The organism is Halorarius litoreus, assembly GCF_024362405.1.
In the GTDB taxonomy this organism is placed as follows: Archaea; Halobacteriota; Halobacteria; order Halobacteriales; family Haloarculaceae; genus Halorarius; species Halorarius litoreus.
In genome coordinates this window covers 1,802,163-1,825,041 of record NZ_CP101454.1, presented here as the reverse complement: position 1 = coordinate 1,825,041, position 22,879 = coordinate 1,802,163, and the positions used below count along the sequence as shown (strand labels likewise).

Sequence of the window (22,879 nt, the reverse complement as noted above, 5' to 3'; positions counted from 1 at the left end):
GATGTCCGAGCCAGCGCGCGTCCCGTGGCGCTCGCGGACGGTACAGGTGGTACTGGCGAGCACCGCACTCGCGCCACTCGGCGTGCCGCTCGTCGCCCCCGCGCTTCCGGTCATCCGCGACGCGTTCGGCGTGACCGACGCACAGGCCAGCCTGCTCGTCAGCGCCTACTTCGTCGTCGGCATCGTCGTCTCGCCGTTCATCGGCATCCTCGCCGACCGGTTCGGCCGCCGCCGGGTGCTCGTCCCCTCACTCCTCCTCTTCGGGCTGGCGGGCGGCGCAACCGTGCTCGCGACCGACTTCACGACCGTTCTGGTCCTCCGAGCTATCGCGGGTACCGCGGCCGCGGGCATCTTCGTCACGACCGTCACCATCGTCGGCGACGCGTTCGAGGGCGTCCAGCGGAATGCCGTCCTCGGCGTGAACACCGCGGTCCTCTCGGCAGGTGCCGCCATCTTCCCCATCGTCGGGGGCGCCCTCGTCGCGGTGTCGTGGGAGACGCCGTTCCTCTCCTATCTGCTCGCGCTCCCGCTCGCGGGCGTCGCGGCCGTCGCGCTGGAGGAGCCCGAACGGGCGCGGTCGGCCCGCGACGTGGCGTATCTCCGGGGAGCCGCGAGGGCCGTCGCCACGCGGGGCACCGCAGGGCTGTACACCACCTCGTTCCTGACCGAGGTACTGCTGTTCGGGACGGTGTTCACCGCCCTCCCGCTGCTGTTACCCGCGGAGTTCGGCCTCGGCCCGCTGCTGGTCGGGCTGGTGTTGACCGCGACCGAGGTGACGGCCATCGTCGCCGCGGCGCTCAACGGGCGGTTCGCCCGCCGGCTGTCGAACGGCCGGCTCATCGCGTTCGGGTTCGCCTGCTACGGCGTCGGGCTCGTGGTCGCGTGGGCAGCGCCGACGGTGCTGCTCGTCGCGGTCGGGGTGGCGGTGTTCGGTGCGGGCGTCGGGCTGACGATGCCGTGTGTCGACGCCGAGATGAGCGAGCGCGTGAGCGGCCACTACCGCGCCGGCGCGCTCAGTCTCCGAAACAGCACGACGTTCCTCGGCCGGGCGGTCGGCCCGGTGCTGTTCGCGGGACTCGCGGTGACGACCGGCTACCGGTCGCTGTTGCTCGCCGCTGGGGTCGTGGCCGGCGTCGCCGCACTGGTGGCGCTGCTGGCGACCGGGCGGCAGGTCGCCTCGTCGCCGGGCCCGAAGGAGGCCGTCTGAGTCTACTCCTCGTCCTCGTCGTCGTTGTCCGCGTCCTCGGCGGCGTCTTCCAGCGCGCCGCGCAGGCCGGGAATCGTCGACGCGAGGTCCGACGCCTCCTCGTGAGCCGTCTCGATGTCGCCGAGGAGCTCCTCCAGTTCGGCGATGGCCTCCTCGAGGTCGTCGGCGTCCTCGAACGCGTCGGCGCGCTTGCCCATCACGAACTGCTTCTTCGCCTCGCGGAGTTCGTCGGCGGCGTCGCCAGTGTCGAGCGCGCCCTTCAGCGCGTTGAGGACGCCGAGCGTGTTGTCCGCCTCGACGTCCCAGATGTCGTCGGCCTCGGGGAGTTCCTCGCGGGCCGCATCGAGCGCCTCCTCGACGGCCGCGCGCATCTCGTCGGCCGCCTCACCGAACAGTTCGTCGTCGTCGAACGTCGCCTGACTCATACCAACGGGTTCGGCACGGGACACTATATAAACGAGCCCGAAAGTGAAAGTGAAATGAAGCTCAGGCGGGCGTCTCGTCGCCGGTCCCGGCGTCGGACGATTCAGCGACGCCGAGCAGGTCGTAGTCGGTCGTGTCACCGAGCACGAGCAGCGCGTAGTACCGGAGGTAGGTCACGACGGGGACGCTGACGACCGCGCCGATCGCGCCGAGCGCCAGTAGGACGACGAAGACGACCGGCACGAGGAGGACGAGCGCCGGGCCGCCACCGGCGACGAGCGCGGCGAACCCGAGCAGGCCGACGGGGAGGAACAGCACGACCCCGACGATACCGACGACGGTGGCGACGAACATCCCACCGATGGCGCCGAGGATGACCGAAAGCAGGAGGTAGACGCCGAACTCGTCGAGCTGCGCGCGGATGGCCGGGCGGAGCTGGCGCCACCCCGCCAGCACCCCACACCGCTCTTCGAGCATGATGGGGACGACGAACACCGTCGTGAACCCGTTGATGACAGCGGCGACGAGGCCCACGACGAGGAGGACGGGGATTGCGAACAGGACTGCGAGCACGCGGATACCGGGACCCTGTAGCGCGAGGCCGAGCGCCGCAGCAGCGCCGACGAGCGCCGCGACGAGCAGGAACAGCACGATGCGGAACCCGAACAGGCGCGTCCCCTGCCAGCGGCGGGCCGAGAACCGCTCGCGGACGACGGCCTCGCGGGTGACGAGCGCCTCGACGAAGACGAACTCCATCACGCTCCCGACGTAGAGGAACAGGAGACCGACGAGGAGTCCGACGACCACGAGCGCGACGACGAGCAGCCCGATACCGGGGCCGAAGAGCGGCTGGAACCCGTCGAGTAGGCGGTCGGGTGACGGAACGCCACCCGCGTCGACGCCGCCGGTCCCCCCACCGCCGCCGACGTTGCTGCCGCCCGAGAGCCCGCCACCGAGACCGCCGATGAAGAACACCATCACGGCGAGCCGGACCCACGTGCTGGCGTCGAACGGGAGAAGCAACGCCTTGGTGGCGTCGAACGCATCGTCGAGTCGCTGGGTCGCAGAGAGAGCCATGTCCACCCACTCGGCACCCGGCGTCTTAACGCTTCCCTGACAGCTACTCGCCCACGGAGACGACGCGCATCCGGGGGTAGCCCGCCTCCATCGCCATCTCCGTTTCGACCACGACCCCCTCGTAGTCGATGGTCATGGCCACCTCCATGAGCGACCCCGTGAGTTCGGTGTACCCCTCGTCGTGGTCGATGGCGTCGCGCACGCGTGCCTCGATGATGTCCACAGTGACCGATTCGCAGAACGGCTGGTTCTCGATGCTCTCCGCGATTGCGCGCTCGAGCGAGTCGATGGAGCGGGGCGCGACGGGCGTGCCGGCGAACTGGTGGTACAGCGAGCCGAACTTGATGCCCGCCTCGAAGCAGGCGAGTTCGGAATCAGCGGGGTCCATGACGGTCACGTCGCTGGGCCGAAAGAAAAGCGAACCGGACGTTTCTTGTCCCGGCTACTCCAGCACCGCGTATGGACGACCCCGTACTGTTGACCGGCGCCGGTGGCCGCGTCGGCGGGGCGATTCTCGACGGGCTCGCCGACGAGTACGACTGGCGACTGCTCTATCACAACCCCCCCTCGGAGGAGCCGGAGTTCCCGTACCTCATCGGCGACGTCGTCGAGGCGGACCTGATGGCCGAGGCCTGCGAGGGCGTCGGTGCCGTCATCCACCTCGCGGGCGACCCCCGTCCGAACGCCCCCTGGGACTCGGTGCTGGAGAACAACATCAACGGCACGAAGATCCTCTACGATGCGGCCGTCGAGGCGGGCGTCGAGAAGTTCGTCTTCGCCTCCTCGAACCACGCCGTCGGCCACTTCGAGACGGAGCGGAAACCCGAGCTGTACCGCGAACACCACGAGTTCCGGCTCGACGGCACGGAACTCCCCCGCCCCGGCAACTTCTACGGCATCTCGAAGGCGACCGGCGAGACGCTCGGCCGCTACTACCACGACGAACACGGCATCAAGGTGTGCAACGTCCGCATCGGCAACCTCACGAAGGGCCACCCGCCCATCGACTACGAGCGCGGACAGGCGATGTGGCTGAGTCATCGTGACTGTGCCAACCTCCACCGCTGTGCGCTGGAGGCCGACTACGACTACGAGATCGTCTACGGAATCTCGGACAACGACCGGAAGTACTACTCGCTGGAGCGCGCGAAGGAGGTCCTCGGCTACGAACCGCAGGACAACTCCGCGCACTTCGACGGCGAGGAGCGGGTCGTCGAGGACGACTGAACCGACCCAGCCGCGCTCGTCAGACTCGCTATCCCAGCACGTCGAGCCCCCACCTGACGAGGTTCACCGCGACGGCGACTGCGCCCTCCAGCCGTGAGAGCCGACGGCGCGTCGTCAGCAGGACGACCACCAGCGCCGTCAGCCCGACCAGCCACAGTACGGTCGGAACCGCGGTCGGCGTGACCGAGAGCGGACGAACGACCGCCGTCACCCCGAGGATGCCGAGGACGTTGAACACGTTGCTACCGACCACGTTGCCCGCAGCGAGTTCGCGCATCCCCTGGCGCACGGCGACGAGCGACGCGGCGACCTCCGGCGTCGAGGTGGCGACCGCCACGACCGTCTCGCCGATGACCCACTCGGAGAGTCCCGCGAGCCGAGCGAGGTCGATGGCCGACCGGACGAGCAGGTCCGCCCCGGCGACGACGAGGCCCAGTCCGGCGATGGCGACGAGGACCGCTCGGGGGCCAGCGGTCGCGTCGTCGCTGGTGTTCGTGACAGCCGCTTCGTCTCGCGCCTGCCGGATCAGGACACCGAGATACACGGCCAGCAGCCCCAGCAGGGCCAGTCCCTCGCTCCGGCCGAGCCGCAGGTCGCTGAGCAACAGCGGGAGCAGCAACGTGGCACCGAGCATCGCCGGGGCGTCCCGGCGGGCGAGCGACCGGGACGCGGCAACCGAGCCGAACAGTGCGAGGCCGCCGAGGACGACGCCGAGGTTGAACAGGTTCGAGCCGACGACGTTGCCGACCGCGACGTCGGCTGCCCCGACGAGCGCGGCGTCGACTGAGGTGACTAGTTCCGGTGCGGAGGTGCCGAACCCGACGACCGTCAGCCCGACGACGAGTTCGGGCACACCGAGCCGTCTGGCGACGCGTGCGGCGTTGGTGACGAAGAGGGTTGCCCCGACCCACAGCGCGGCAACGCTGACGCCGACGAGAAGTGCCGGGCGTACGATACCTGCCATCCGTCACCGCCCACTGGCTGGGGCGCGCGGTCGGGCGTCCGAATCGGTCGACATGGGGACACCGACTCGTGGCAGGGGTTTCAGTATTGGCGTCGGGAGAACCAAGACGGACCACCACGAACCCCGCCCATGACCGACGACGCCCTCCCCACCGGGGCCAGAGAACTCCTCGTGCTGTGGGCGGCCCGAGAGTGCGAGGTACTCGACGCGCTCGCGACGAGCGCCGGCACCCCCGAGGACGTCGCTACCGAGACGGGCATCACTCCCGTCGCGGCCGACACGCTCGTCACCGCACTCGCCGACCGAGGACTCGTCGAACAGGTCGGCGACGAGTACGAGCCCACGAACCGCCTGCTGGGCTTTCTCACCAAGACCGACCTGCGCTCTATCGGGCGACTCCCCCACGCACTCGACACCTTCGATGCGTGGCTCGCGCTGCCCGAGACCGCCCGCACCGGCACCCCACCCGACCCCAGCGAGTACGCCACCCGGAACGAACTCGGGACCGAGTGGAGTCGCGACGACACCACCGTCCGCGCGACCGTGACCGCCGCGGTCCGCGCACACCCCGACGCCGACTCCGTCGTCGTGCTCCGCGACGGCCCCGGCCGACACGCCCGCGAGTTCCTCGCCCGGGGCTTCGAGGTCACGCTCGTCGAGACGCCCGAGCGCGCCGACGCCGCCGCACCCCTTCTGCGACCGACCGAGGTTCGACTCGAAACAGGGGGCTACGTGGACAGTATCCCGCAAACCGACCTCGTCTGTGCCGTCGACCTCACCCGCCGGCACACCCCCGAGGAGAACCGCGCGTGGCTCCGTGCCGCCCAGGCCGCCCTCGAACCCGGTGGTGCGGTCGTCGCGGTCGAGCCGCTGCGCGACCACACCCCGGACGCCGCCCTCCTCGACGTGGAGACGCTGGCGACCGGTGGCGCGCGCATCTCCGAGGAGGCCACCGTCCGCGAGTGGTTCGAAAACGCCGGGTTCGCACTCGACCTCGAGCCCGTGCCTGGCACCGACCGGGTCGCCCTCGTCGGGCGTCGGGTTCAATAGCTTCGGGAACGGAGGCGAGGCCATGGACCCGGCGGTACTGCGCGACGATATGGTGGACAGCCTCGAACACGAGGCAAAGGCATGTGTCCACAGCGAACGGCTCGGCATCGCGATGCGCGAGGTGCCGCGTGAGCCGTTCGTCGACGACGAGTCGCTCGCGTACGCCGACCGAACCGGCGAGCGGCTCGGCACCCGCATCCTCTCACCCAGCACCGCCGCCCGCCTGCTGGAGGCCGTCGCTCCCGACCCGGACGACACCGTCCTCGTCGTCGGCGCGGGCGTCGGCTACACCGCGGCCGTTCTGGCGGAGGTCGTCGGCGAGCGCAACGTCCACGCCGTCGACATCGCCCGCCGCCTCGTCTACGACGCCCGCCAGAACCTCGAAGCCGCCGGCTACCCCGGCGTCCTCGTCGACTGCCGCGACGGCGCCGAGGGACTCCCCGAATACCACCCGTACGATAAGATCCTCGTCGAGGCTGCGGCCATCGAGCCGCCGCGACGACTCGCCGACCAGCTCAGCGACGACGGCCGGATGGTGATTCCGCTCGGCGGGGCGGGCCAGACGCTCTCGGTGGTCGATTCCACGGGTGAGATCGTCGAGCGCCACGGGACCGTTGCGTTCCAGCCGATGCTCGTCGACGGCGAGCAGGCCGACACCGTCGAGCGCAACCGGACGTGGCGCGAGGACCGCGAGCACGCCCAGCGCGCCGCCGAGCGCCGGAAGGGCTGGGAACAGGAGTGGATCGACTGGGACGGCCACCTGTAGCGTGCCCGAATCCGGGGCGTCGTCGTCCTGGCCGTCACGCGCCGCGATGCCGTGTGTCTGACACGGCCACAACGCTTCTCACTGTGGTTCCGCAAGCCAGGAGTATGGACCGCAAGACCCGCGTCATCGAGACCGTCCGCGACCGGAAGGGCGAACTCTTCCTCGGCGCGATGGCGCTCGGTGGCGTCGGCGTCGCGGCGGCGACCCTCCAGGGAGACGACGCGGACGACGAAGACGAGAACGAACCCGACGAGGCAGACGACCCCTAGCGACCCTGGAACTCCGGCTCCCGCTTCTCGGCGAACGCCGCGATGCCCTCCCCGAAGTCCTCCGTCTCGACGGCCCGCTCCTGCGCCTGCGCCTCGGCGTGGAGCGCCTCCTCGAACGAGCGGTGACTGCTGCGGTAGACGAGTTTCTTCGCTGTCCCGACCGCGACGGTCGGCCGAGACGCGAGCAGGTTGACGCGGTCCTCGACGAACCCGTCGAGGTCCTCGTCCGGGACAGCGTCGTTGGCGACGTCGAGCGCGACCGCCTCCTCGGCGGTGACCTTCTCGCCCGTGATCAGGAGCTCGAGCGCGCGGCGCGTCCCGACGAGTCGAGGCAGGACCCACGTCGCGCCGGTGTCGGGTGCGAGCCCAATATCAGTAAAGCCCCAGCCGAAGTACGCCGACTCCTCGGCGTAGACGAAGTCACACGCGGTCGCGATGGACGCGCCCGCACCGACGGCCGGGCCACGAACCTTCGCGACGGTCGGCTTCTCCATCCGCAGGAGGCCCGTGGCGATGGCGTTCAGCCCGCGTTCGAGTTCCTCGGTCGGGCCGCTGGTGCCCATCCCGCTCGCGAGGTCGAGCCCCGAGGAGAACGCGTCGCCGTCGCCCTGGACGACGACACATCGGATGCCGTCGTCGTGGGCCACGTCGTGGACGTGTTCGGCCATCTCCTCGGCGGCCTCGAGCGAGATAGCGTTCTTCCGTTCGGGGTTCGAGATGGTGATAGTCGCGATCTCGTCGTCCCGCGTGAGTTCGACGCTCATGCGCGGAGACGGTGGACGAGGGGGCAAATAGCTACCTCTCCCGGAATCGAGCCCGGCCACCCGAACGACCTTTGCTCCCGCCCGGTGAGCGACGAGCATGGACGCACTCGACAACGACGTCGTCGTCGTGACCGGCGCGAGCCGCGGGCTGGGCCGGTCGATGGTCGGCCGCTTCGCCGAGGCGGGCGCACGTGTCGTGCTCGTCGCTCGCGACGAGGACGCACTCGATACCGTCGCCGCCGAGACAGACGGCGAGACGCTCGTCGCACCCGCCGACGTGACCGACCTCGCTCGGATGGAGGCGGTCGTCGACGAGACGCTCGACACGTTCGGCCGACTGGACACGCTCGTCAACAACGCCGGCATCGGGCTGCTGAGCATCGAGGACGGCGGCCGCCCGCTCGCGGACGTGCCCGAGGAGCAGTGGCGACAGATCATCGACGTGAACCTCACCGGCGTGTTCAACGGCTCGAAGGCGGCCATCCCGCCGATGGTCGAACAGGGGGCAGGCAACGTCATCAACATCTCCTCGGGGCTGGGCCGCCGGGCCGTCCCGGGCTACGGCCCCTACATCGCCTCGAAGTTCGGGCTGGAGGGGCTGACGAAAACCACCGCGCTCGACTACGAGGACGCGGGCATCAACGTGAACGCACTCGACCCCGGCGGCCGGGTGAACACGGCGTTCTGGGACCACCTCCCGGACGACGAGCGGGCGAGTATCCTTCAGCCGGACGTGATGAACGACGCCGCGGTGTTGCTGGCTGCCCAGGGGCCCAGCGGTGTCACCGGTGAGTCGATGACCGCGGAAGACTGGGAGGCGCGGCTGGGCTGACCTCGACGCCGAATCGAGCGGTGTGACGGTATCACACCCGTCCGTCGGGCTTTTTACGGGGACCGACCAGCCACGGATGTGGCGACGGAGACGCCCCCCGCTGACGCCGAGCCGGAGGTGACGGCCGCGGTCACCGACGAGCAGCCGGACGACCCGGCTGACGCGGCGCTGGCCGACGCGCTCGAACGAGTGGCCCACGGTGCAGTCGTCTCCATCCCGAGCATGCTCCTCGAACGCGGGCTGGCGCTGGCGTTCGCCGCCGTCCTCACGAACGGCTTCTCGGCGGCCGCGTACGGCGTGTTCGTCCTCGCACGGCGCATTCAGGGGTTCCTGCTCTCGCTCGCACTCGGCTGCCGCAGCGGGTTGAGCCGCTATCTCCCCACTGCCGACCCCCGGACCGAACGCGACCTCGTCGCGACGTTCGGGAGCCTGCTCGTCGTCGGCGTCGCGGCGCTGTTCGGTGCCGCCCTCTACCTCCTCGCGCCGAGAATCACGGCGCTCGCGAACGAGGGGGCGCGCTTCGAGACGTTCCTCCGGCTGTTCGCCGTCGGTCTCCCGGCGACCGCGTGGCTGTGGGCCGCCACCGAACTCCTCCGCGGGCTGGAGGAGGTCGGCCCGCTCAACCTCGCACTCCGGGTCGGCTTCCCCGTCGGTCAGCTGCTCGTCGCCGTCGCCGGGCTCGTCCTCGCGGACCTCGCGACCGTCGCCGCCGGCGTGTGGGCCGTCGCCGGACTCGTCGGCACGGCCGTCGCCGTCTGGCTCGGTCGCGAACGCGGACTCCGCCCCCGGCTCCGCGGGCCGGACGCCAGACGGCTCCACGCGCGGTACGTCCGCTACACGGCACCGCTGTTCGCCGGGAGCATCGCGACGACCGTCCAGCGGCTCGGGTTCTACCCACTCATCGCCGTCTTCCTGTCGAGCGTCGCGGGCGGCGTGTTCGCCGTCGGGGTCCTGGTGGGGATGCTCGTCCGCCTCCCCCTCATGGGTGTCAACCAGCTCATGCCGCCGGTCGCGGCGGCGCTCCACGACGACGACGAGCGCGTGGCGCTGAAGCGACTCTACCACGCGACCAGCCGGCTCGTCCTCGTGGGCGTGACGGCGCTCGCCGTCCCCGTCGTCGTCTATCGTGAGTCGGTGATGGCGCTGTTCGGGCCGACGTTCGTGCAGTACGCGCCGCTACTGCCCGCGTTCATCCTCGCGCAGTTCTTCGCCTGCGCCGCCGGGAGCGTCGGCATCCTTCTAATGATGACCGACCACCAGCGCGCGCTGCTGGTCGTCAACACCGTCATCACCGCGGTTCTCGTCGTCACCGCCATCCCGCTCACCGTCGAGTTCGGGCTCGCGGGCGTGGTCGGGAGCTACCTGCTCATGCTCTCGCTCAACAACGGCCTCGAAGTCGCCGTGCTCTACCGGCTCGAGGGGCTCCAGCCGCTGACCCGCGCGCACGCCAAGCCGCTCGTCGCCGCCGTCCCGCTGGCCGCCATCGCGCTCGCGGCGCAGTCACTGGTCGGCGGTACTGCCGGCGTTCTCGTCGGCACCGGACTCGGGCTGGCCGCCTACGCGGTGGCCTTGCTGTGGCTCGGGTTCGACCCCGTCGAGCGCCGCCTGCTCGGGACGCTCGCCGCGCGGTATCGCGAGGCCGTCTAGTCGCGGACCACCAGCACCCGCGTGTTCCCCCGCCGGTCGACGTACTGCGAACCGGCGGGTGGTTTCACCTCGAACCCGAGTTCGCCATCCGGCTGATTGGGGCCGAGTTTCGGGGCGACCTCGAGCGTCGCGTACCCCGAGGCGTTCGTCCGGGCGACGGCGGGCCTCTCCAGGACCACCGACTCGCCGCGAGCGACGACCGTGGCGTTCGAGACGCCCGTGCCGTCGGGATCGACGACCTGCACCGCGAGCGTCTGGTTTCCGGGCGTCGTCACCTCGGGGACGGGCCGGGTGTCGAGTTCCGTGACGCCGATGGCGGCGAGGCCGTTGAGCATGTTCAGCATCACCGACAGCGACGCGACGCCGACGACGAGCGCGACGACGAGCCTGATGGGGAGCCCCTCGATGGCCCGCTCGTCCGTGCGGAAGCGTTCGAGCATGGGGCCGGTGGCCGCGGCATCCCACTTGAACGCTCGCCCGAAGGTTCAACCCGGAGCGCGGGACCAGCCACCCCGTGTCCAGAGTCATCGGTCGACAGCGGAGCGAACGAGGCCCGACTGGCGCGTTCGGCCACTACCTCGCGCGCGACGGGAGCGACGGTGCCCCGGTCGAACTCGACTGTGCGCGGCCGCACGCCGCCTGCGTCGTAGGGAAACGTGGGAGCGGCAAGTCGAACACGCTCGCGGTTCTCGCGGAGGAACTCGTCGCCGTCGACGGCTGTGTCCCCGTCGTCGTCGACCTGATGGGCGCGTTCCGCGGACTCCGCGAGGTCGGCGCGCGGGTGACGACGCCGACCGTCCGCGCCGACGCGCTCCCGCCACGAGCGTGGCCCGACCTCGTGGGGCTCGATTCCGACGGTGGGGCAGGCGTGCTCGTCTGGCAGGCGGCCGCCGAGCGTGACACGCTCGACGGAATGCGAGCGTTCGTCTCGGGAACCGACGCCGACGCTCGTCGCGCCGCGGCCAACCACCTGCGGCTCGCGGCGTCGTGGGACGTGTTCGACGCCGGCGGCATCGCAGCCCTGACCGAGCCGACGGTCCTCGACCTCGCTGACGTGCCACCGCGTGCGACGAACGCCGTGGTTCGGGCCGTCGCCACGGGACTGTACGACCGTCGCGTCCGTGGCGAGGGGCCGCTGCCGTGGCTACTGGTCGACGAGGCGCACGTCGTGCTCGACGGCGTCGCCGCGCCGGCCATCGACCGTCTGCTCACGCGGGGGCGCGCACCCGGTGTGTCCGTCGTCCTCGCCACGCAGCGGCCCGACGCGCTCCCGTCCACCGCAGTCTCGCAGGCCGACCTGCTGGTCGCCCACCGACTGACCGGCCGTGCGGACACCGAGACGCTCGCCGGGGCTCGGGGAGCGTACGTCGACGGCCCCGTGACCAACCGCCTCCCCACAGGTCCCGGTGAGGCACTCGTGTTCGACGATGCGACCGAGCGCGCGCACAGCCTTCGGGTCCGGGAACGGACGACGCCACACGGTGGTGAGGCACCGCGACTCGGAGTCGAAACCGACGAGTAGCGGGGGCGGAATCGAAGGATATGGACGGGCGCCGTGTCGAGACGCTGCTGCTCATCGCCGTTGGCGGGTTCGCCGGCGCCATCGCCCGCCACGCCATCGCGCTGGCGCTCCCCGGGGCGTTCCCGGTCGGCACGCTCGTCGCGAACGTCGTCGGCGCGTTCCTGCTCGGCGTGTTGCTGTACGAGCAGCGACTGGTCGGCGTCGTCTCCGAGGAGACCCGGCTCGTGGCCGGCACCGGCTTCCTCTCCTCGTTCACGACGTACTCGACGTTCGCGCTGGAGACCGCTGGGCTGGCCCCCGAACTCGCGGTGGCGAACGTCGCTGCGAACTACACCCTCGGCTTCCTCGCCGTGCTCGCGGGACGCGCGGTGACGCGGTGGTCGGCATGATGGAACTCGTCGGCCTCGGCGGTGTCGCCGGCGCCATCGCCCGCCACCTCGTGAGCGAGCACGTCGAGACGGCGACGTACGACACGCTCGCGGTCAACCTCCTCGGGAGCTTCCTGCTCGGGGTGGTGACGACCGCCCCGCTCCCCTCGGCGGCGGCACTCGCGCTCGGGACGGGGTTCTGTGGCGCGTTCACCACCTTCTCGACGTTCGCGTTCGAGACGGTTCGGCTCGGCGAGGAGGGCTTTCGGCGGGCCGCCGCTCGCAACGCCCTCGGCACGCTCCTCGGTGCGTTGCTCGCGGTCACAGTCGGACTCGCCGTCGGCCGGCTGCTCTAGGCGTCGTCGAGGTTGCGCAACGCCACCTCGAAGTCCGCCGCATCGAGGCTCGCGGTGGTCTCGTCGAGTTGCGCACTGAGTGCCTCGATATCCTCGGTCAGGCTCGCGTACGCCTCGCTCTCGGCGAGTTCGCGGTCGCTCTTCTGCGACTCGAGAGCCGCCCGCTTCGACACCATCGAGAAGTACTCGCGGAGCTGGGCGTCGTAGGTCGTCCGCTTCAACAGCGACTCGACGACCCCCTGGAGTTCCTCACGACGAACCGGCTTGACGAGGTAGTCGTCGAACCCCATGTCGATGATGTCGAAGTCCGGCTCCACCGCGGTGACCATCGCCACGCGACAGTCGTACCCCTCCTCGCGGATGCGTTCGAGCACCTCGTCGCCCGAGAGGTCGGGCATCAGCCGGTCGATAAGCGCGACCGACACCTCCTCGTCGATCTCCTCGAGGGCCGCGCCGCCACCGTAGGCCGTCCGCACGTCGTACTCGCTGGTCAGCCAAGCCGCATAGAGGTCCGCCAGGTCCGGCTCGTCGTCGATGACCAGAACGGTCGGGCGCCCGTCGCTCATCGCCCCCCACCGTGCAACTGTTCGTTCACACCGCGCCAGTCTCGTCGGGAGAGTATGAGGTTTTGGGCTGACTCGGTGGGCGACAGCGCGCGAGCGGTCACTCGGGAATGGTCCCGTCGAACGCGTAGTCACTCGCCCAGTTAATCGACGGGTGGTCGATACTCGCCTCGAAGCGGAGTTCCATCTTCTGGGTCGTCGCCTCCGCGACGTCAATCCAGTAGAGCGACTCGGTGTCGGGGTATCTGACGACGAACGCGTCGATGGCGTCTTCGTACGTCTGTTCGTGGTACGCCCCGTCGTTCGTCGTCTGGGAGTGCGTGTTGAACCGAATCGTCTCCGCCTTGTTCTGCCACGCGGTCTTACACTGTACCCGATGGAGCTCCCCGTAGTCGTCGACAATCAAGTCGTACTTGTCGTTGTCACCGAACGGTACCGAGACGCTGTAGCCCGCGGCAAGGAGCGTGGAGAGGACCTTCGCCTCCGTCTCGTCGCCACGGTCTTTCGTGTTACCCGAACCGGTACTCATGGAGACGGCAGTCGCTGGCCAAGGAAAAAAGTTCGAGGGAGCGCAGACGAGAGTCTACGAACACTGAAAGAGAGGAAAGCGCCCGGATCGGGATTTGAACCCGAGTCACAACCGTGACAGGGTTGTATGATAGGCCACTACACCATCCGGGCCTGACGCATCTCAGCGTAACCCGCTGGTGTTATTAAGGCTTTCCAAAGGCGGGCGGCGCGGTGCGGGGTACCACACCGCGGGCACAAGAGTCTTGTACGTTACACACCTGCACAGCGATAGAAGCCGCGACGCCACAGCAGGGCGCCGCGGGTCGAAGAGCGTCGGCCAGCGGTTTCGGAAGCGTTTTGTGCGGCGGGCGAATAACACGCTGTAGTATCTCGTGACAGCTTCTTTCCCCGGACAGACGCACACATGGTAGATGTAAGCCAACACAACCTCGTCCCCGAGCACACGGTCCTCGACGAGGCGACCCTCGAGGACGTGCTGGACGAGTACGACATCGACCGCACAGACCTGCCGAAGATCAAGCGGACGGACCCGGCGCTTCCCGACGACGCCGACGTGGGTGACGTCATCGAGATCACCCGGGACTCCCGCACGACGGACACCGCCACCGTCTACCGACTGGTGATCGAATAACATAATGGACCGAGACAGCCGACGCACGATCTCGCGGGAGTACTTCTCGCGGGACCGCCTGGCAGAGCACCACTTCCGCTCGTTCAACGCCTTCCTGGGGCGAGGGATGCAGCGGGTGGTCGACGAGAAGGAGAGTATCGAAACCGACATCGGCGACAAGGAGGGCCAAGAGCCCGTCCGCGTCGACCTGGGCAACGTACGGGTCGAGACCCCGCGTGTCCGCGAGGCCGACGGCTCCGAGGAACTGCTCTACCCGCAGGAGGCCCGCCTGCGGAACATCACGTACTCCGCACCGGTGTTCATGGAGATGACCATCGTGCGTGGGGGCGACGAGGAGGAGGAACACATCGTCGACCAGAGCGAGACGAAGATCGGCCGGATGCCGATCATGGTCGGCTCGGACAAGTGTAACATCGCCGACTTCACCGACGAGGACCTCATCGAGATCGGCGAGGACCCCGCCGACCCCGGCGGCTACTTCATCGTCAACGGCTCCGAGCGCGTGCTGATGACGAGCGAGGACCTCGCGCCGAACAAGATCCTCGCGGAGTACGACACGAAGTACGGCGACGAGATTCAGGTCGCGAAGACGTTCAGCCAGCGTCGTGGCTACCGCGCGCTCGTCCTCTGTGAGCGCAACCGCCAGGGCATCCTCGAAGTGTCGTTCCCCTCGGTGTCGGGGAGCATCAACTTCGTCACGCTCGTCCGCGCCCTCGGGCTCGAATCGGACGAGGAGATCGTCCACCGCGTGAGCGACGACCCCGAAGTCGTGAAGTTCATGCTGGAGAACCTGGAGGCCGCCGAGGTCCAGTCGACCAACGAGGCCATCGAGACCCTCGGGAAGCGCGTCGCCAGCGGGCAGGGGAAGAACTACCAGCTGAAGCGCGCCAACTACGTCATCGACCGCTACCTCCTGCCGCACCTCCACGAGGAGGGCGTCGAGGACGAGGAGACGCGGATGAACAAGGCGGTCTACCTCTGTCGGATGGCCGAGGCGTGTTTCGAGCTCGCACTCAAGCGCCGCGAGTCCGACGACAAGGACCACTACGCGAACAAGCGCCTCAAGGTCAGCGGCGACCTGATGAAGGACCTGTTCCGGACGGCGCTCAACAAGCTCTCGCGCGACGTGAAGTACCAGCTCGAGCGCGCGAACATGCGGAACCGGAAGCTCTCCGTGAACACGGTCGTCCGCTCGGACGTGCTGACCGAACGCCTGGAGCACCCCATCGCGACCGGGAACTGGGTGGGTGGCCGCTCCGGGGTCTCACAACTGGTGGACCGCACCGACTACATGGGTGTGCTCTCCCACCTTCGCCGCCTGCGCTCGCCGCTCTCCCGCTCGCAGCCCCACTTCGAGGCGCGTGACCTGCACGCGACCCAGTGGGGTCGCATCTGTCCCTCCGAGACGCCGGAGGGGCCGAACTGTGGGCTCGTGAAGAACTTCGCGCAGGCGATGGAGCTGTCGCAGAACGTCGAAGACGAGCAGGAACTGAAGCGCGAACTCGCCTCTATGGGCGTAAACGGCATCCCCGGCATCGAGACCGTGGACGCCCCCGCAGACGACTAACATGAGCAGTCAGCGAGAAGCCAAAATCTACGTCAACGGGTCGCTCATCGGGACCCATCCGGAACCGCACCAGCTCGCCAAGAACGTCCGCGAGGCGCGGCGTCGCGGCGAGGTCTCGGAGATGGTCAACGTCTCCGTGAAGGAAGGCACGAACGAGGTCATCATCAACGCCGACGCCGGGCGCGCCCGGCGCCCGCTGCTCGTCGTCGAGGGCGGCGAGACGCTCGTCTCCGAGGAGGAGATCGAGGCCGTGAAGGCGGGCGACGTCGAGTTCGACGACCTCGTCGACCGCGGCTACATCGAGTTCATCGACGCCGAGGAGGAAGAGGACATCCTCGTCGCCGTCGACGAGGAGGAGCTGACGGAGAAGCACACGCACCTCGAAGTCGACCCGCAGCTCATCTTCGGTATCGGGGCCGGGATGATTCCGTACCCCGAGCACAACGCCTCGCCCCGGATTACGATGGGGTCGGGGATGATCAAGCAGTCGCTCGGGCTCCCGAGCGCGAACTATCGGATTCGTCCGGACACCCGCCAGCACCTCCTGCACTACCCGCAGTTGTCGCTGGTGAAGACGCAGACCACCGAACAGATCGGCTACGACGACCGCCCCGCGGCACAGAACTTCGTCGTCGCCGTGATGTCCTACGAGGGGTTCAACATCGAGGACGCGCTCGTTCTTAATGGTGGGTCCATCGACCGCGCGCTCGCGCGCTCGCACTTCTTCCGGACGTACGAGGGCGAGGAACGGCGCTACCCCGGCGGCCAGGAGGACCGCTTCGAGATGCCCGACGACGACGTTCGTGGCGCTCGCGGCGAGGACGCGTACAACCACCTCGACGAGGACGGCCTCGTCAACCCCGAAACACGTGTGGGGGAGAACGACGTCCTGCTCGGGAAGACCTCCCCGCCCCGGTTCCTCGAAGAGCCGGACGACATGGGTGGCCTCTCGCCGCAGAAGCGACGTGAGACCTCGGTGACGATGCGCTCGGGCGAATCGGGCGTCGTCGACACCGTCACGCTGATGGAAGGCGAGGACGGCTCGAAGCTCTCGAAGGTCTCGGTGCGCGACCAGCGGATTCCGGAACTCGGCGACAAGTTCGCGTCCCGACACGGGCAGAAGGGTGTCGTCGGCCACATCGCCCCGCAGGAGGACATGCCCTTCACCGAGGAGGGCGTCGTCCCGGACCTCATCGTCAACCCGCACGCGCTGCCGTCGCGGATGACGGTCGGGCACATCCTCGAGATGCTCGGCGGCAAGGTCGGCTCGCTCGAGGGCCGCCGTGTCGACGGCACCGCCTTCACCGGCGAGGACGAGGAGGACCTCCGGAACACGCTCGTCGAGAACGGCTTCCAGTCGAACGGGAAGGAAGTGATGTACTCGGGCGTCACCGGCGAAAAGATCGAGGCCGAGATCTTCGTGGGCGTCATCTTCTACCAGAAGCTCTACCACATGGTCTCGAACAAGATTCACGCCCGCTCGCGCGGCCCGGTGCAGGTGCTCACGCGCCAGCCCACTGAGGGTCGCGCCCGTGAAGGTGGGTTGCGTGTCGGGGAGATGGAGCGCGACGTGCTCATCGGGCACGGCGCGGCCATGGCCCTGAAGGAACGACTCCTGGACGAGTCCGACCGGGAGTTCATCTACGTCTGCGGGCAGTGTGGCATGACCGCCGTCGAGAACGTCGAACAGCGGCGTGTCTACTGTCCGAACTGCGAGGAGGAGACGGACGTCCACGAGGTGGAGATGAGCTACGCGTTCAAGCTCCTGCTCGACGAGATGAAGGCGCTCGGTATCGCCCCGCGGATCGAACTCACGGAGGCAGTATAATGAGCTACGGCCAAGCACCCAAACAGATCGGGTCGCTCAGCTTCGGGCTGATGGACCCCGAGGAGTACCGCGAGATGTCGGCCACGAAGGTCATCACCGCCGACACCTACGACGACGACGGCTTCCCCATCGACATGGGGCTGATGGACCCGCGGCTGGGCGTCATCGACCCTGGCCTGGAGTGCAAGACGTGCGGCAAGCACTCCGGCTCGTGTAACGGCCACTTCGGCCACATCGAGCTGGCCGCGCCCGTCATCCACGTCGGGTTCTCGAAGCTCATCCGTCGGCTCCTTCGCGGGACGTGTCGCGAGTGCTCGCGGCTCTGTCTCACCGAGGACGAGAAAGACGAGTTCCGCAGCCGGCTGACGAAGACCCGCCAGCTCGGCGAGGACCTCGGCGACGTGATGAAGGCCGCCATCCGGCAGGCCCGGAAGGCGAAGAACTGCCCGTACTGTGGCGAGAAACAGTACGACATCCAGCACGAGAAGCCGACCACGTACTACGAGGTGCAGGAGGTGCTCTCCTCGGAGTACTCCGAGACCATCGCCGCCGCGATGGAGGGCCGCCCGGTCGACGAGGACGAGGAAGAGGGCGACCGCGAGCCGGTCGCCCCGCAGGACCTCGCCGAGGAGACCGGCATCGACGTCTCGCGCATCAACCAGATCCTCTCCGGCGAGTTCCGCCCGACGAAGGAGGACCGCCAGAAGCTGGAGAAGGCGCTCGACATCGACCTCACCGAGGAGGACATGAACAAGCTGATGCCCTCGGACATCCGCGACTGGTTCGAGGACATCCCGGACGAGGACATCGAGGTGCTCGGCATCGACGCCGACAAGAGTCGCCCCGAGTGGATCATCCTCACCGTCCTTCCGGTGCCGCCAGTGACGGCGCGTCCCTCCATCACGCTGGACAACGGCCAGCGCTCGGAGGACGACCTCACGCACAAGCTCGTCGACATCATCCGCATCAACCAGCGGTTTATGGAGAACCGCGAGGCGGGTGCGCCGCAACTCATTATCGAGGACCTGTGGGAGCTGCTCCAGTACCACGTCACGACGTTCATGGACAACGAGATCTCGGGAACGCCGCCGGCGCGTCACCGCTCCGGTCGCCCTCTCAAGACCCTCTCCCAGCGACTCAAGGGGAAGGAGGGTCGGTTCCGTGGCTCGCTGTCCGGGAAGCGCGTGAACTTCTCGGCTCGGACCGTGATTTCGCCGGACCCCACGCTCTCGCTGAACGAGGTCGGGGTCCCCGACCGCGTGGCGACCGAGATGACCCAGACGATGAACGTCAACGAGCGGAACATCGACGACGCTCGTCGCTACGTCGCCAACGGCCCCGAGGCACATCCGGGCGCCAACTACGTTCGACGCCCGGACGGCCGACGCCTGAAGGTCACGGAGAAGAACTGCGAGGAGCTCTCCGAGAAGGTCGAGCTCGGCTGGGAGGTCTCGCGACACCTCATCGACGGCGACATCGTCATCTTCAACCGACAGCCGTCGCTCCACCGGATGTCCATCATGGCCCACGAGGTCGTGGTGATGCCGTACAAGACGTTCCGTCTCAACACCGTCGTCTGTCCGCCGTACAACGCCGACTTCGACGGCGACGAGATGAACATGCACGCGCTGCAGAACGAGGAGGCCCGCGCGGAGGCGCGCGTCCTCATGCGCGTGCAGGAGCAGATTCTCTCGCCGCGGTTCGGTGAGAACATCATCGGCGCGATTCAGGACCACATCTCGGGGACCTACCTGCTGACGCACGAGGACCCCGAGACGGGCGAGCCGCCGCGGTTCAACGAGACGCAGGCGCTCGACCTGCTTCGCGCCACGTCGATCGACGAACTGCCCGAGGCCGACGGCATCGACGAGGCCGGCAAGGAGTACTGGACGGGCCGGACCGTCTTCTCCGAGCTGCTGCCCGACGACCTCAGCCTCGAGTTCGACTCGTCTGCGGGCGACCGCGTCGTCATCGAGGACGGCGTCCTCGTCTCGGGTACCATCGACGAGGACGCCGTCGGGGCGTTCGGCGGCGAGATCGTCGACACCATCGCCAAGCACTACTCGAACACCCACGCGCGGGTGTTCGTCAACGAGGTGGCGACGCTCGCGATGCGCGCCATCATGCACTTCGGGTTCTCTATCGGTATCGACGACGAGTCGGTGTCGCGAGAGGCCGAGGCGCAGATCGGCGAGGCCATCGACAACGCCTACGAGGACGTCCAGGAGCGCATCGAGGCGTACGAGAACGGCGACCTCGAGTCGCTGCCGGGCCGCACGCTCGACGAGACGCTGGAGATGAAGATCATGCAGGTGCTCGGCCGTGCCCGCGACAGCGCGGGTGACATCGCCGACGACAACCTCTCGGCCGACAACCCGGCAGTCATCATGGCCCGCTCGGGCGCGCGTGGGTCGATGCTGAACCTCACGCAGATGGCTGGCTGTGTCGGCCAGCAGGCAGTGCGCGGCGAGCGCATCAACCGCGGCTACGAGGACCGCACCCTCTCGCACTTCGAGCGGGACGACCTCTCCGCCGATGCACACGGCTTCGTCGAGTCCTCCTATCGCAAGGGCCTCTCGCCCAAGGAGTTCTTCTTCCACGCGATGGGTGGCCGCGAGGGCCTCGTCGACACGGCGGTCCGGACCTCGAAGTCCGGCTACCTGCAGCGCCGGCTCATCAACGCGCTCTCCGAACTGGAGACGCAGTACGACGGCACCGTTCGCGACACCTCGGACACCATCGTCCAGTTCGAGTTCGGCGAGGACGGCACCTCGCCCGTGAAGGTCGCCTCCAACGAGGAGAACCCCATCGACGTCGAGCAGATCGCGAACCGCGTGCTCGAAGAGGAGTTCGACGACGACGACCAGCGCGAGGAGTTCATCGGGCGCAAGCGCAAGCCGACGAACATCTCGGAGCATCAGGACACGTGGACCGTCGAGGAGGCCATCCCGGGGGTGGAGTCGGATGACTGAGCTCTCCGAGGACGTCCGCGCGGTCGTCCAGGACACCGAGCTGCCGCCGCGCCTGCGACAGCAGGTGCTCGACGTCATCGAGGCCCGCGGCGACGTCACCGTCGAGCAGGCGAACGACATCGCGCAGGCGACGGAGTCGCGGTACCTCGACACGCGCATCGACCCGCTCGACCCCGTCGGCACCGTCTCCGCACAGTCCATCGGGGAGCCGGGGACGCAGATGACGATGAACACGTTCCACTACGCGGGCGTCGCCGAGATCGACGTCACGCAGGGGCTCCCCCGGCTCATCGAGCTGGTGGACGCCCGCAAGACCCCGGACACGCCGACGATGACCGTCCACCTCGACGAGGAGTTCATCGACCGGCGTGTCAGCGAGGAGGGTGGCGACTACACCGAGCGGAACGCGGCCCACGAGATCGTCTGGCAGATCGAGGCGACGAAGGTGCTCGCGCTCGGTGACGTCTCGACGAACGTCGCGGACATGATCGTCAGCGTCGACCTCAACGAGGACACGCTCCGCGAGCGGTGGCCCACCGTCGACAACCTCGACGACATCGCCCAGGAGATCGCCGACACCATCGACTCGAAGCTCGGCGTCGAGACCTCTCGACCCGAGACGACGCGCATCGAGTTCGGCCCCGACCAGCCCTCGTACCGCGAGCTCCTGCAGCTCGTCGAGGAGCTGCGCGACATCGTGTTCAAGGGCATCGAGGAGGTCACCCGCGTCGTCATCCGCAAGGAGGAGACCGACGACGGCGACGAGGAGTACGTCCTCTACACCGAGGGCTCCGCGTTCGGCGACGTCCTCGACATCGAGGGCGTCGACGCCTCGCGGACGACGTGTAACAACATCCACGAGGTCAACCGGAACCTCGGTATCGAGGCCGCACGCGAGGCGCTCATCAACGAGACGATGAACACCCTCGAGGAGCAGGGGCTCGACGACGTGAACGTCCGCCACCTGATGCTCGTCGCCGACATCATGACGAACCGTGGCGAGATCGAGTCCATCGGTCGCCACGGCATCTCCGGCAACAAGCAGTCGGTGCTCGCCCGCGCCGCGTTCGAGGTGACGGTCAACCACCTCCTTGACGCGGCCATCCACGGCGAGGTCGACGACCTCGACGGCGTGACGGAGAACGTCATCGTCGGCAAGCCCATCAAGCTGGGCACCGGCGACGTCGACCTCCGGATGGGCGCGAAGCAGTCCGGCTCCCCCGAGAGCGCGGACGACTAGATGATTCGCCTCTCGGACGAGGCACGCCAGCACATCGCGCTGTTCGAGGACGTCACCGGCGTCGCTGCCCGAGACTGCATCGTTGCCCGCGACGAGGCCGACCCGCGGGTAGTGTTCGTCGTCCCGCCAGACGGGATGGCCGACGCTATCGGTCCCGGCGGCCGCACCGTTTCCACGCTCGAAGAGCGACTGCGCTCGGCGGTCGAACTCGTCGAGGACGCCGATACACCCGAGATGTTCGTCGCGAACGCGCTCCGGCCCGCGGCGGTCTACGAGGTGACGGTTCGGGAACGCGAGCGCGACGGCGAGACCGAGACCGTCGCGTACGCCGAGGTCGACGCCGACGACTTCGGGGCGGCCATCGGCGCGGGTGGTCGGAACGTCTCGATGGCGACCCGCCTCGCCGAGCGCCACCACGGCGTCGACCGCATCGAACTGGTGCCGGACCCGGACTCGTGTCTCGACCGTGTCGCGGAGACGACCGACGTCGAGCCGGTCGACGCGCTGTTCGACCCCGTCGACGAGCGGCTCCTCGTGCTCGTACCGAGCGGCACCGCCGACGACGTCACGCAGTCGGTCGGTGCGTTACAGTCGGCGCTCGGCTGGCCGGTCGAGGTGGTGACGTACGCGGGTGACGCGGCCGGCCTCATCGAGAACGCGCTCGCTCCCGCCACGGTCCACAACGTGACGGTGAGCCAGAGCGGGGTTGCGTACGCCGAAGTCGACCGCGAGGACCGGGGGCTCGCCATCGGAAACGGGGGAACACGCATCCGTCGGGCGCGCCTGCTCGCGGAACGGTACTACGGTGTCGACGACGTCGAACTCACCTGAGCGCCTGCCGGACCGCGCTCCCGACGACGGCGATGACCATGACGGCGACGATGAGGAACGCGACGCTCCAGACCATGCCGACGAACACGCCGACGAACTCGTTGTCGGGGAACAGCGGCGGGGTCGCGATCCCGGCGAGGATGAGGAGGACGACGAACCCGGCGACCTTGAGGAAGAAGGGACTCCTCACGATTCCGACCGGGCCGCGCCCGTCCGCGGCAGCTTGTGACATATCCGCCAATTT

The 22,879-nt window shown here is 68.6% G+C and carries 25 protein-coding genes, 1 tRNA gene and 1 pseudogene; 17 read left to right on the top strand and 10 right to left on the bottom strand.

Features of this window, described 5'->3' with window-relative positions:
- The first annotated feature begins 1 nt into the window (after position 1).
- Complete coding sequence (locus tag NL126_RS09270) at positions 2-1,207, top strand: MFS transporter (RefSeq protein ID WP_255198639.1); 1,206 nt, start codon at positions 2-4, stop codon at positions 1,205-1,207.
- Between the two features lie 2 nt (positions 1,208-1,209).
- Here the strand turns inward: NL126_RS09270 and NL126_RS09265 are convergent, their stop codons facing one another.
- From NL126_RS09265 to NL126_RS09255, 3 genes are all read right to left on the bottom strand, one after another.
- Entirely contained in the window at positions 1,210-1,632 is a 423-nt protein-coding gene (locus NL126_RS09265) for a DUF5790 family protein (RefSeq protein ID WP_255198638.1), read from the bottom strand.
- A 61-nt stretch (positions 1,633-1,693) separates the two neighbouring features.
- A complete protein-coding gene (locus NL126_RS09260; RefSeq protein ID WP_255198637.1) occupies positions 1,694-2,707 on the bottom strand; it encodes a DUF7544 domain-containing protein in 1,014 nt (337 codons plus the stop codon).
- A gap of 43 nt (positions 2,708-2,750) precedes the next feature.
- On the bottom strand, positions 2,751-3,095 hold the full coding sequence (locus NL126_RS09255) for a dihydroneopterin aldolase family protein (protein ID WP_255198636.1): 345 nt from the start codon (positions 3,093-3,095) through the stop codon (positions 2,751-2,753).
- A 71-nt stretch (positions 3,096-3,166) separates the two neighbouring features.
- Between NL126_RS09255 and azf the strand changes: the two genes are divergently transcribed.
- Positions 3,167-3,934: an NAD-dependent glucose-6-phosphate dehydrogenase Azf gene (gene azf / locus NL126_RS09250; protein ID WP_255198635.1), complete on the top strand. Its 768-nt coding sequence runs from the start codon at positions 3,167-3,169 to the stop codon at positions 3,932-3,934.
- Between the two features lie 28 nt (positions 3,935-3,962).
- Here azf and NL126_RS09245 read toward each other — a convergent pair whose 3' ends face one another.
- On the bottom strand, positions 3,963-4,898 hold the full coding sequence (locus NL126_RS09245; protein ID WP_255198634.1) for a calcium/sodium antiporter: 936 nt from the start codon (positions 4,896-4,898) through the stop codon (positions 3,963-3,965).
- Positions 4,899-5,027: 129 nt separating this feature from the next.
- Between NL126_RS09245 and NL126_RS09240 the strand changes: the two genes are divergently transcribed.
- The 3 genes from NL126_RS09240 (at position 5,028) to NL126_RS09230 (ending at position 6,983) form a co-directional block, all read left to right on the top strand.
- The gene (locus NL126_RS09240; RefSeq protein WP_255198633.1) at positions 5,028-5,948 is read left to right on the top strand and encodes a methyltransferase; all 921 of its coding nucleotides are present in this window, start codon (positions 5,028-5,030) and stop codon (positions 5,946-5,948) included.
- A 22-nt stretch (positions 5,949-5,970) separates the two neighbouring features.
- Entirely contained in the window at positions 5,971-6,714 is a 744-nt protein-coding gene (locus NL126_RS09235) for a protein-L-isoaspartate O-methyltransferase family protein (protein ID WP_255198632.1), read from the top strand.
- A gap of 104 nt (positions 6,715-6,818) precedes the next feature.
- Complete coding sequence (locus NL126_RS09230) at positions 6,819-6,983, top strand: hypothetical protein (protein WP_255198631.1); 165 nt, start codon at positions 6,819-6,821, stop codon at positions 6,981-6,983.
- Here the strand turns inward: NL126_RS09230 and NL126_RS09225 are convergent.
- Positions 6,980-7,747, bottom strand: coding sequence for an enoyl-CoA hydratase/isomerase family protein (locus NL126_RS09225; protein ID WP_255198630.1), 768 nt, complete (start codon positions 7,745-7,747; stop codon positions 6,980-6,982). The two genes, NL126_RS09230 and NL126_RS09225, sit on opposite strands and share 4 nt — an antisense overlap.
- A gap of 97 nt (positions 7,748-7,844) precedes the next feature.
- Between NL126_RS09225 and NL126_RS09220 the strand changes: the two genes are divergently transcribed.
- Together NL126_RS09220 and NL126_RS09215 are read left to right on the top strand one after the other, a co-directional pair.
- On the top strand, positions 7,845-8,579 hold the full coding sequence (locus NL126_RS09220; protein WP_255198629.1) for an SDR family oxidoreductase: 735 nt from the start codon (positions 7,845-7,847) through the stop codon (positions 8,577-8,579).
- 78 nt (positions 8,580-8,657) lie between these two features.
- Entirely contained in the window at positions 8,658-10,226 is a 1,569-nt protein-coding gene (locus tag NL126_RS09215) for a lipopolysaccharide biosynthesis protein (protein ID WP_255198628.1), read from the top strand.
- On the opposite strand, the gene NL126_RS09210 is transcribed toward NL126_RS09215, so the two are convergent.
- A complete protein-coding gene (locus NL126_RS09210; protein ID WP_255198627.1) occupies positions 10,223-10,666 on the bottom strand; it encodes a DUF7382 domain-containing protein in 444 nt (147 codons plus the stop codon). The genes NL126_RS09215 and NL126_RS09210 overlap by 4 nt on opposite strands.
- Before the next feature lie 74 nt (positions 10,667-10,740).
- On the opposite strand from NL126_RS09210, the gene NL126_RS09205 reads away from it, so the two are divergent.
- From NL126_RS09205 to NL126_RS09195, 3 genes are read left to right on the top strand one after another with little or no spacing between them, the layout of a single operon-like run.
- Positions 10,741-11,748, top strand: a complete 1,008-nt coding sequence (locus tag NL126_RS09205; RefSeq protein ID WP_255198626.1) for an ATP-binding protein — start codon at positions 10,741-10,743, stop codon at positions 11,746-11,748.
- A 20-nt stretch (positions 11,749-11,768) separates the two neighbouring features.
- Positions 11,769-12,137 (top strand): fluoride efflux transporter CrcB, encoded by a 369-nt coding sequence (gene crcB, locus NL126_RS09200; RefSeq protein WP_255198625.1) that lies wholly within the window; start codon positions 11,769-11,771, stop codon positions 12,135-12,137.
- On the top strand, positions 12,134-12,472 hold the full coding sequence (locus NL126_RS09195; protein ID WP_255198624.1) for a fluoride efflux transporter FluC: 339 nt from the start codon (positions 12,134-12,136) through the stop codon (positions 12,470-12,472). The genes crcB and NL126_RS09195 overlap by 4 nt, the downstream gene beginning before the upstream one ends.
- On the opposite strand, the gene NL126_RS09190 is transcribed toward NL126_RS09195, so the two are convergent.
- The 3 genes from NL126_RS09190 to NL126_RS09180 form a co-directional block, all read right to left on the bottom strand.
- Positions 12,469-13,038 (bottom strand): HalX domain-containing protein, encoded by a 570-nt coding sequence (locus NL126_RS09190; protein ID WP_255198623.1) that lies wholly within the window; start codon positions 13,036-13,038, stop codon positions 12,469-12,471. The two genes, NL126_RS09195 and NL126_RS09190, sit on opposite strands and share 4 nt — an antisense overlap.
- 97 nt (positions 13,039-13,135) lie before the next feature.
- Positions 13,136-13,564, bottom strand: coding sequence for a group I intron-associated PD-(D/E)XK endonuclease (locus tag NL126_RS09185; RefSeq protein WP_255198622.1), 429 nt, complete (start codon positions 13,562-13,564; stop codon positions 13,136-13,138).
- A 79-nt stretch (positions 13,565-13,643) separates the two neighbouring features.
- A tRNA-Asp gene (locus tag NL126_RS09180) sits at positions 13,644-13,716 on the bottom strand.
- Between the two features lie 253 nt (positions 13,717-13,969).
- Between NL126_RS09180 and NL126_RS09175 the strand changes: the two genes are divergently transcribed.
- The 7 genes and pseudogenes from NL126_RS09175 (at position 13,970) to NL126_RS09145 (ending at position 22,635) form a co-directional block, all read left to right on the top strand.
- On the top strand, positions 13,970-14,197 hold the full coding sequence (locus NL126_RS09175; RefSeq protein WP_255198621.1) for a DNA-directed RNA polymerase subunit H: 228 nt from the start codon (positions 13,970-13,972) through the stop codon (positions 14,195-14,197).
- Positions 14,198-14,201: 4 nt separating this feature from the next.
- Positions 14,202-15,764 carry a DNA-directed RNA polymerase subunit B'' gene (locus NL126_RS09170; protein WP_255198620.1) on the top strand — a complete coding sequence of 521 codons (1,563 nt, stop codon included), beginning with the start codon at positions 14,202-14,204 and terminating at the stop codon, positions 15,762-15,764.
- Between the two features lies 1 nt (position 15,765).
- Positions 15,766-17,592, top strand: a complete 1,827-nt coding sequence (rpoB, locus tag NL126_RS09165) for a DNA-directed RNA polymerase subunit B (RefSeq protein WP_255198619.1) — start codon at positions 15,766-15,768, stop codon at positions 17,590-17,592.
- A complete protein-coding gene (locus NL126_RS09160; protein ID WP_255198618.1) occupies positions 17,592-20,564 on the top strand; it encodes a DNA-directed RNA polymerase subunit A' in 2,973 nt (990 codons plus the stop codon). The genes rpoB and NL126_RS09160 overlap by 1 nt, the downstream gene beginning before the upstream one ends.
- A complete protein-coding gene (rpoA2, locus tag NL126_RS09155; protein ID WP_255198617.1) occupies positions 20,557-21,804 on the top strand; it encodes a DNA-directed RNA polymerase subunit A'' in 1,248 nt (415 codons plus the stop codon). Before NL126_RS09160 ends, rpoA2 begins: the two co-directional genes overlap by 8 nt.
- A pseudogene (locus NL126_RS09150) lies at positions 21,805-22,242 on the top strand (NusA-like transcription termination signal-binding factor); the annotation flags it as partial.
- A complete protein-coding gene (locus NL126_RS09145) occupies positions 22,243-22,635 on the top strand; it encodes a NusA-like transcription termination signal-binding factor (RefSeq protein ID WP_255198829.1) in 393 nt (130 codons plus the stop codon). It abuts the pseudogene before it with no gap.
- Here NL126_RS09145 and NL126_RS09140 read toward each other — a convergent pair.
- A complete protein-coding gene (locus NL126_RS09140) occupies positions 22,628-22,867 on the bottom strand; it encodes a hypothetical protein (protein ID WP_255198616.1) in 240 nt (79 codons plus the stop codon). The genes NL126_RS09145 and NL126_RS09140 overlap by 8 nt on opposite strands.
- Positions 22,868-22,879 lie beyond the last annotated feature (12 nt).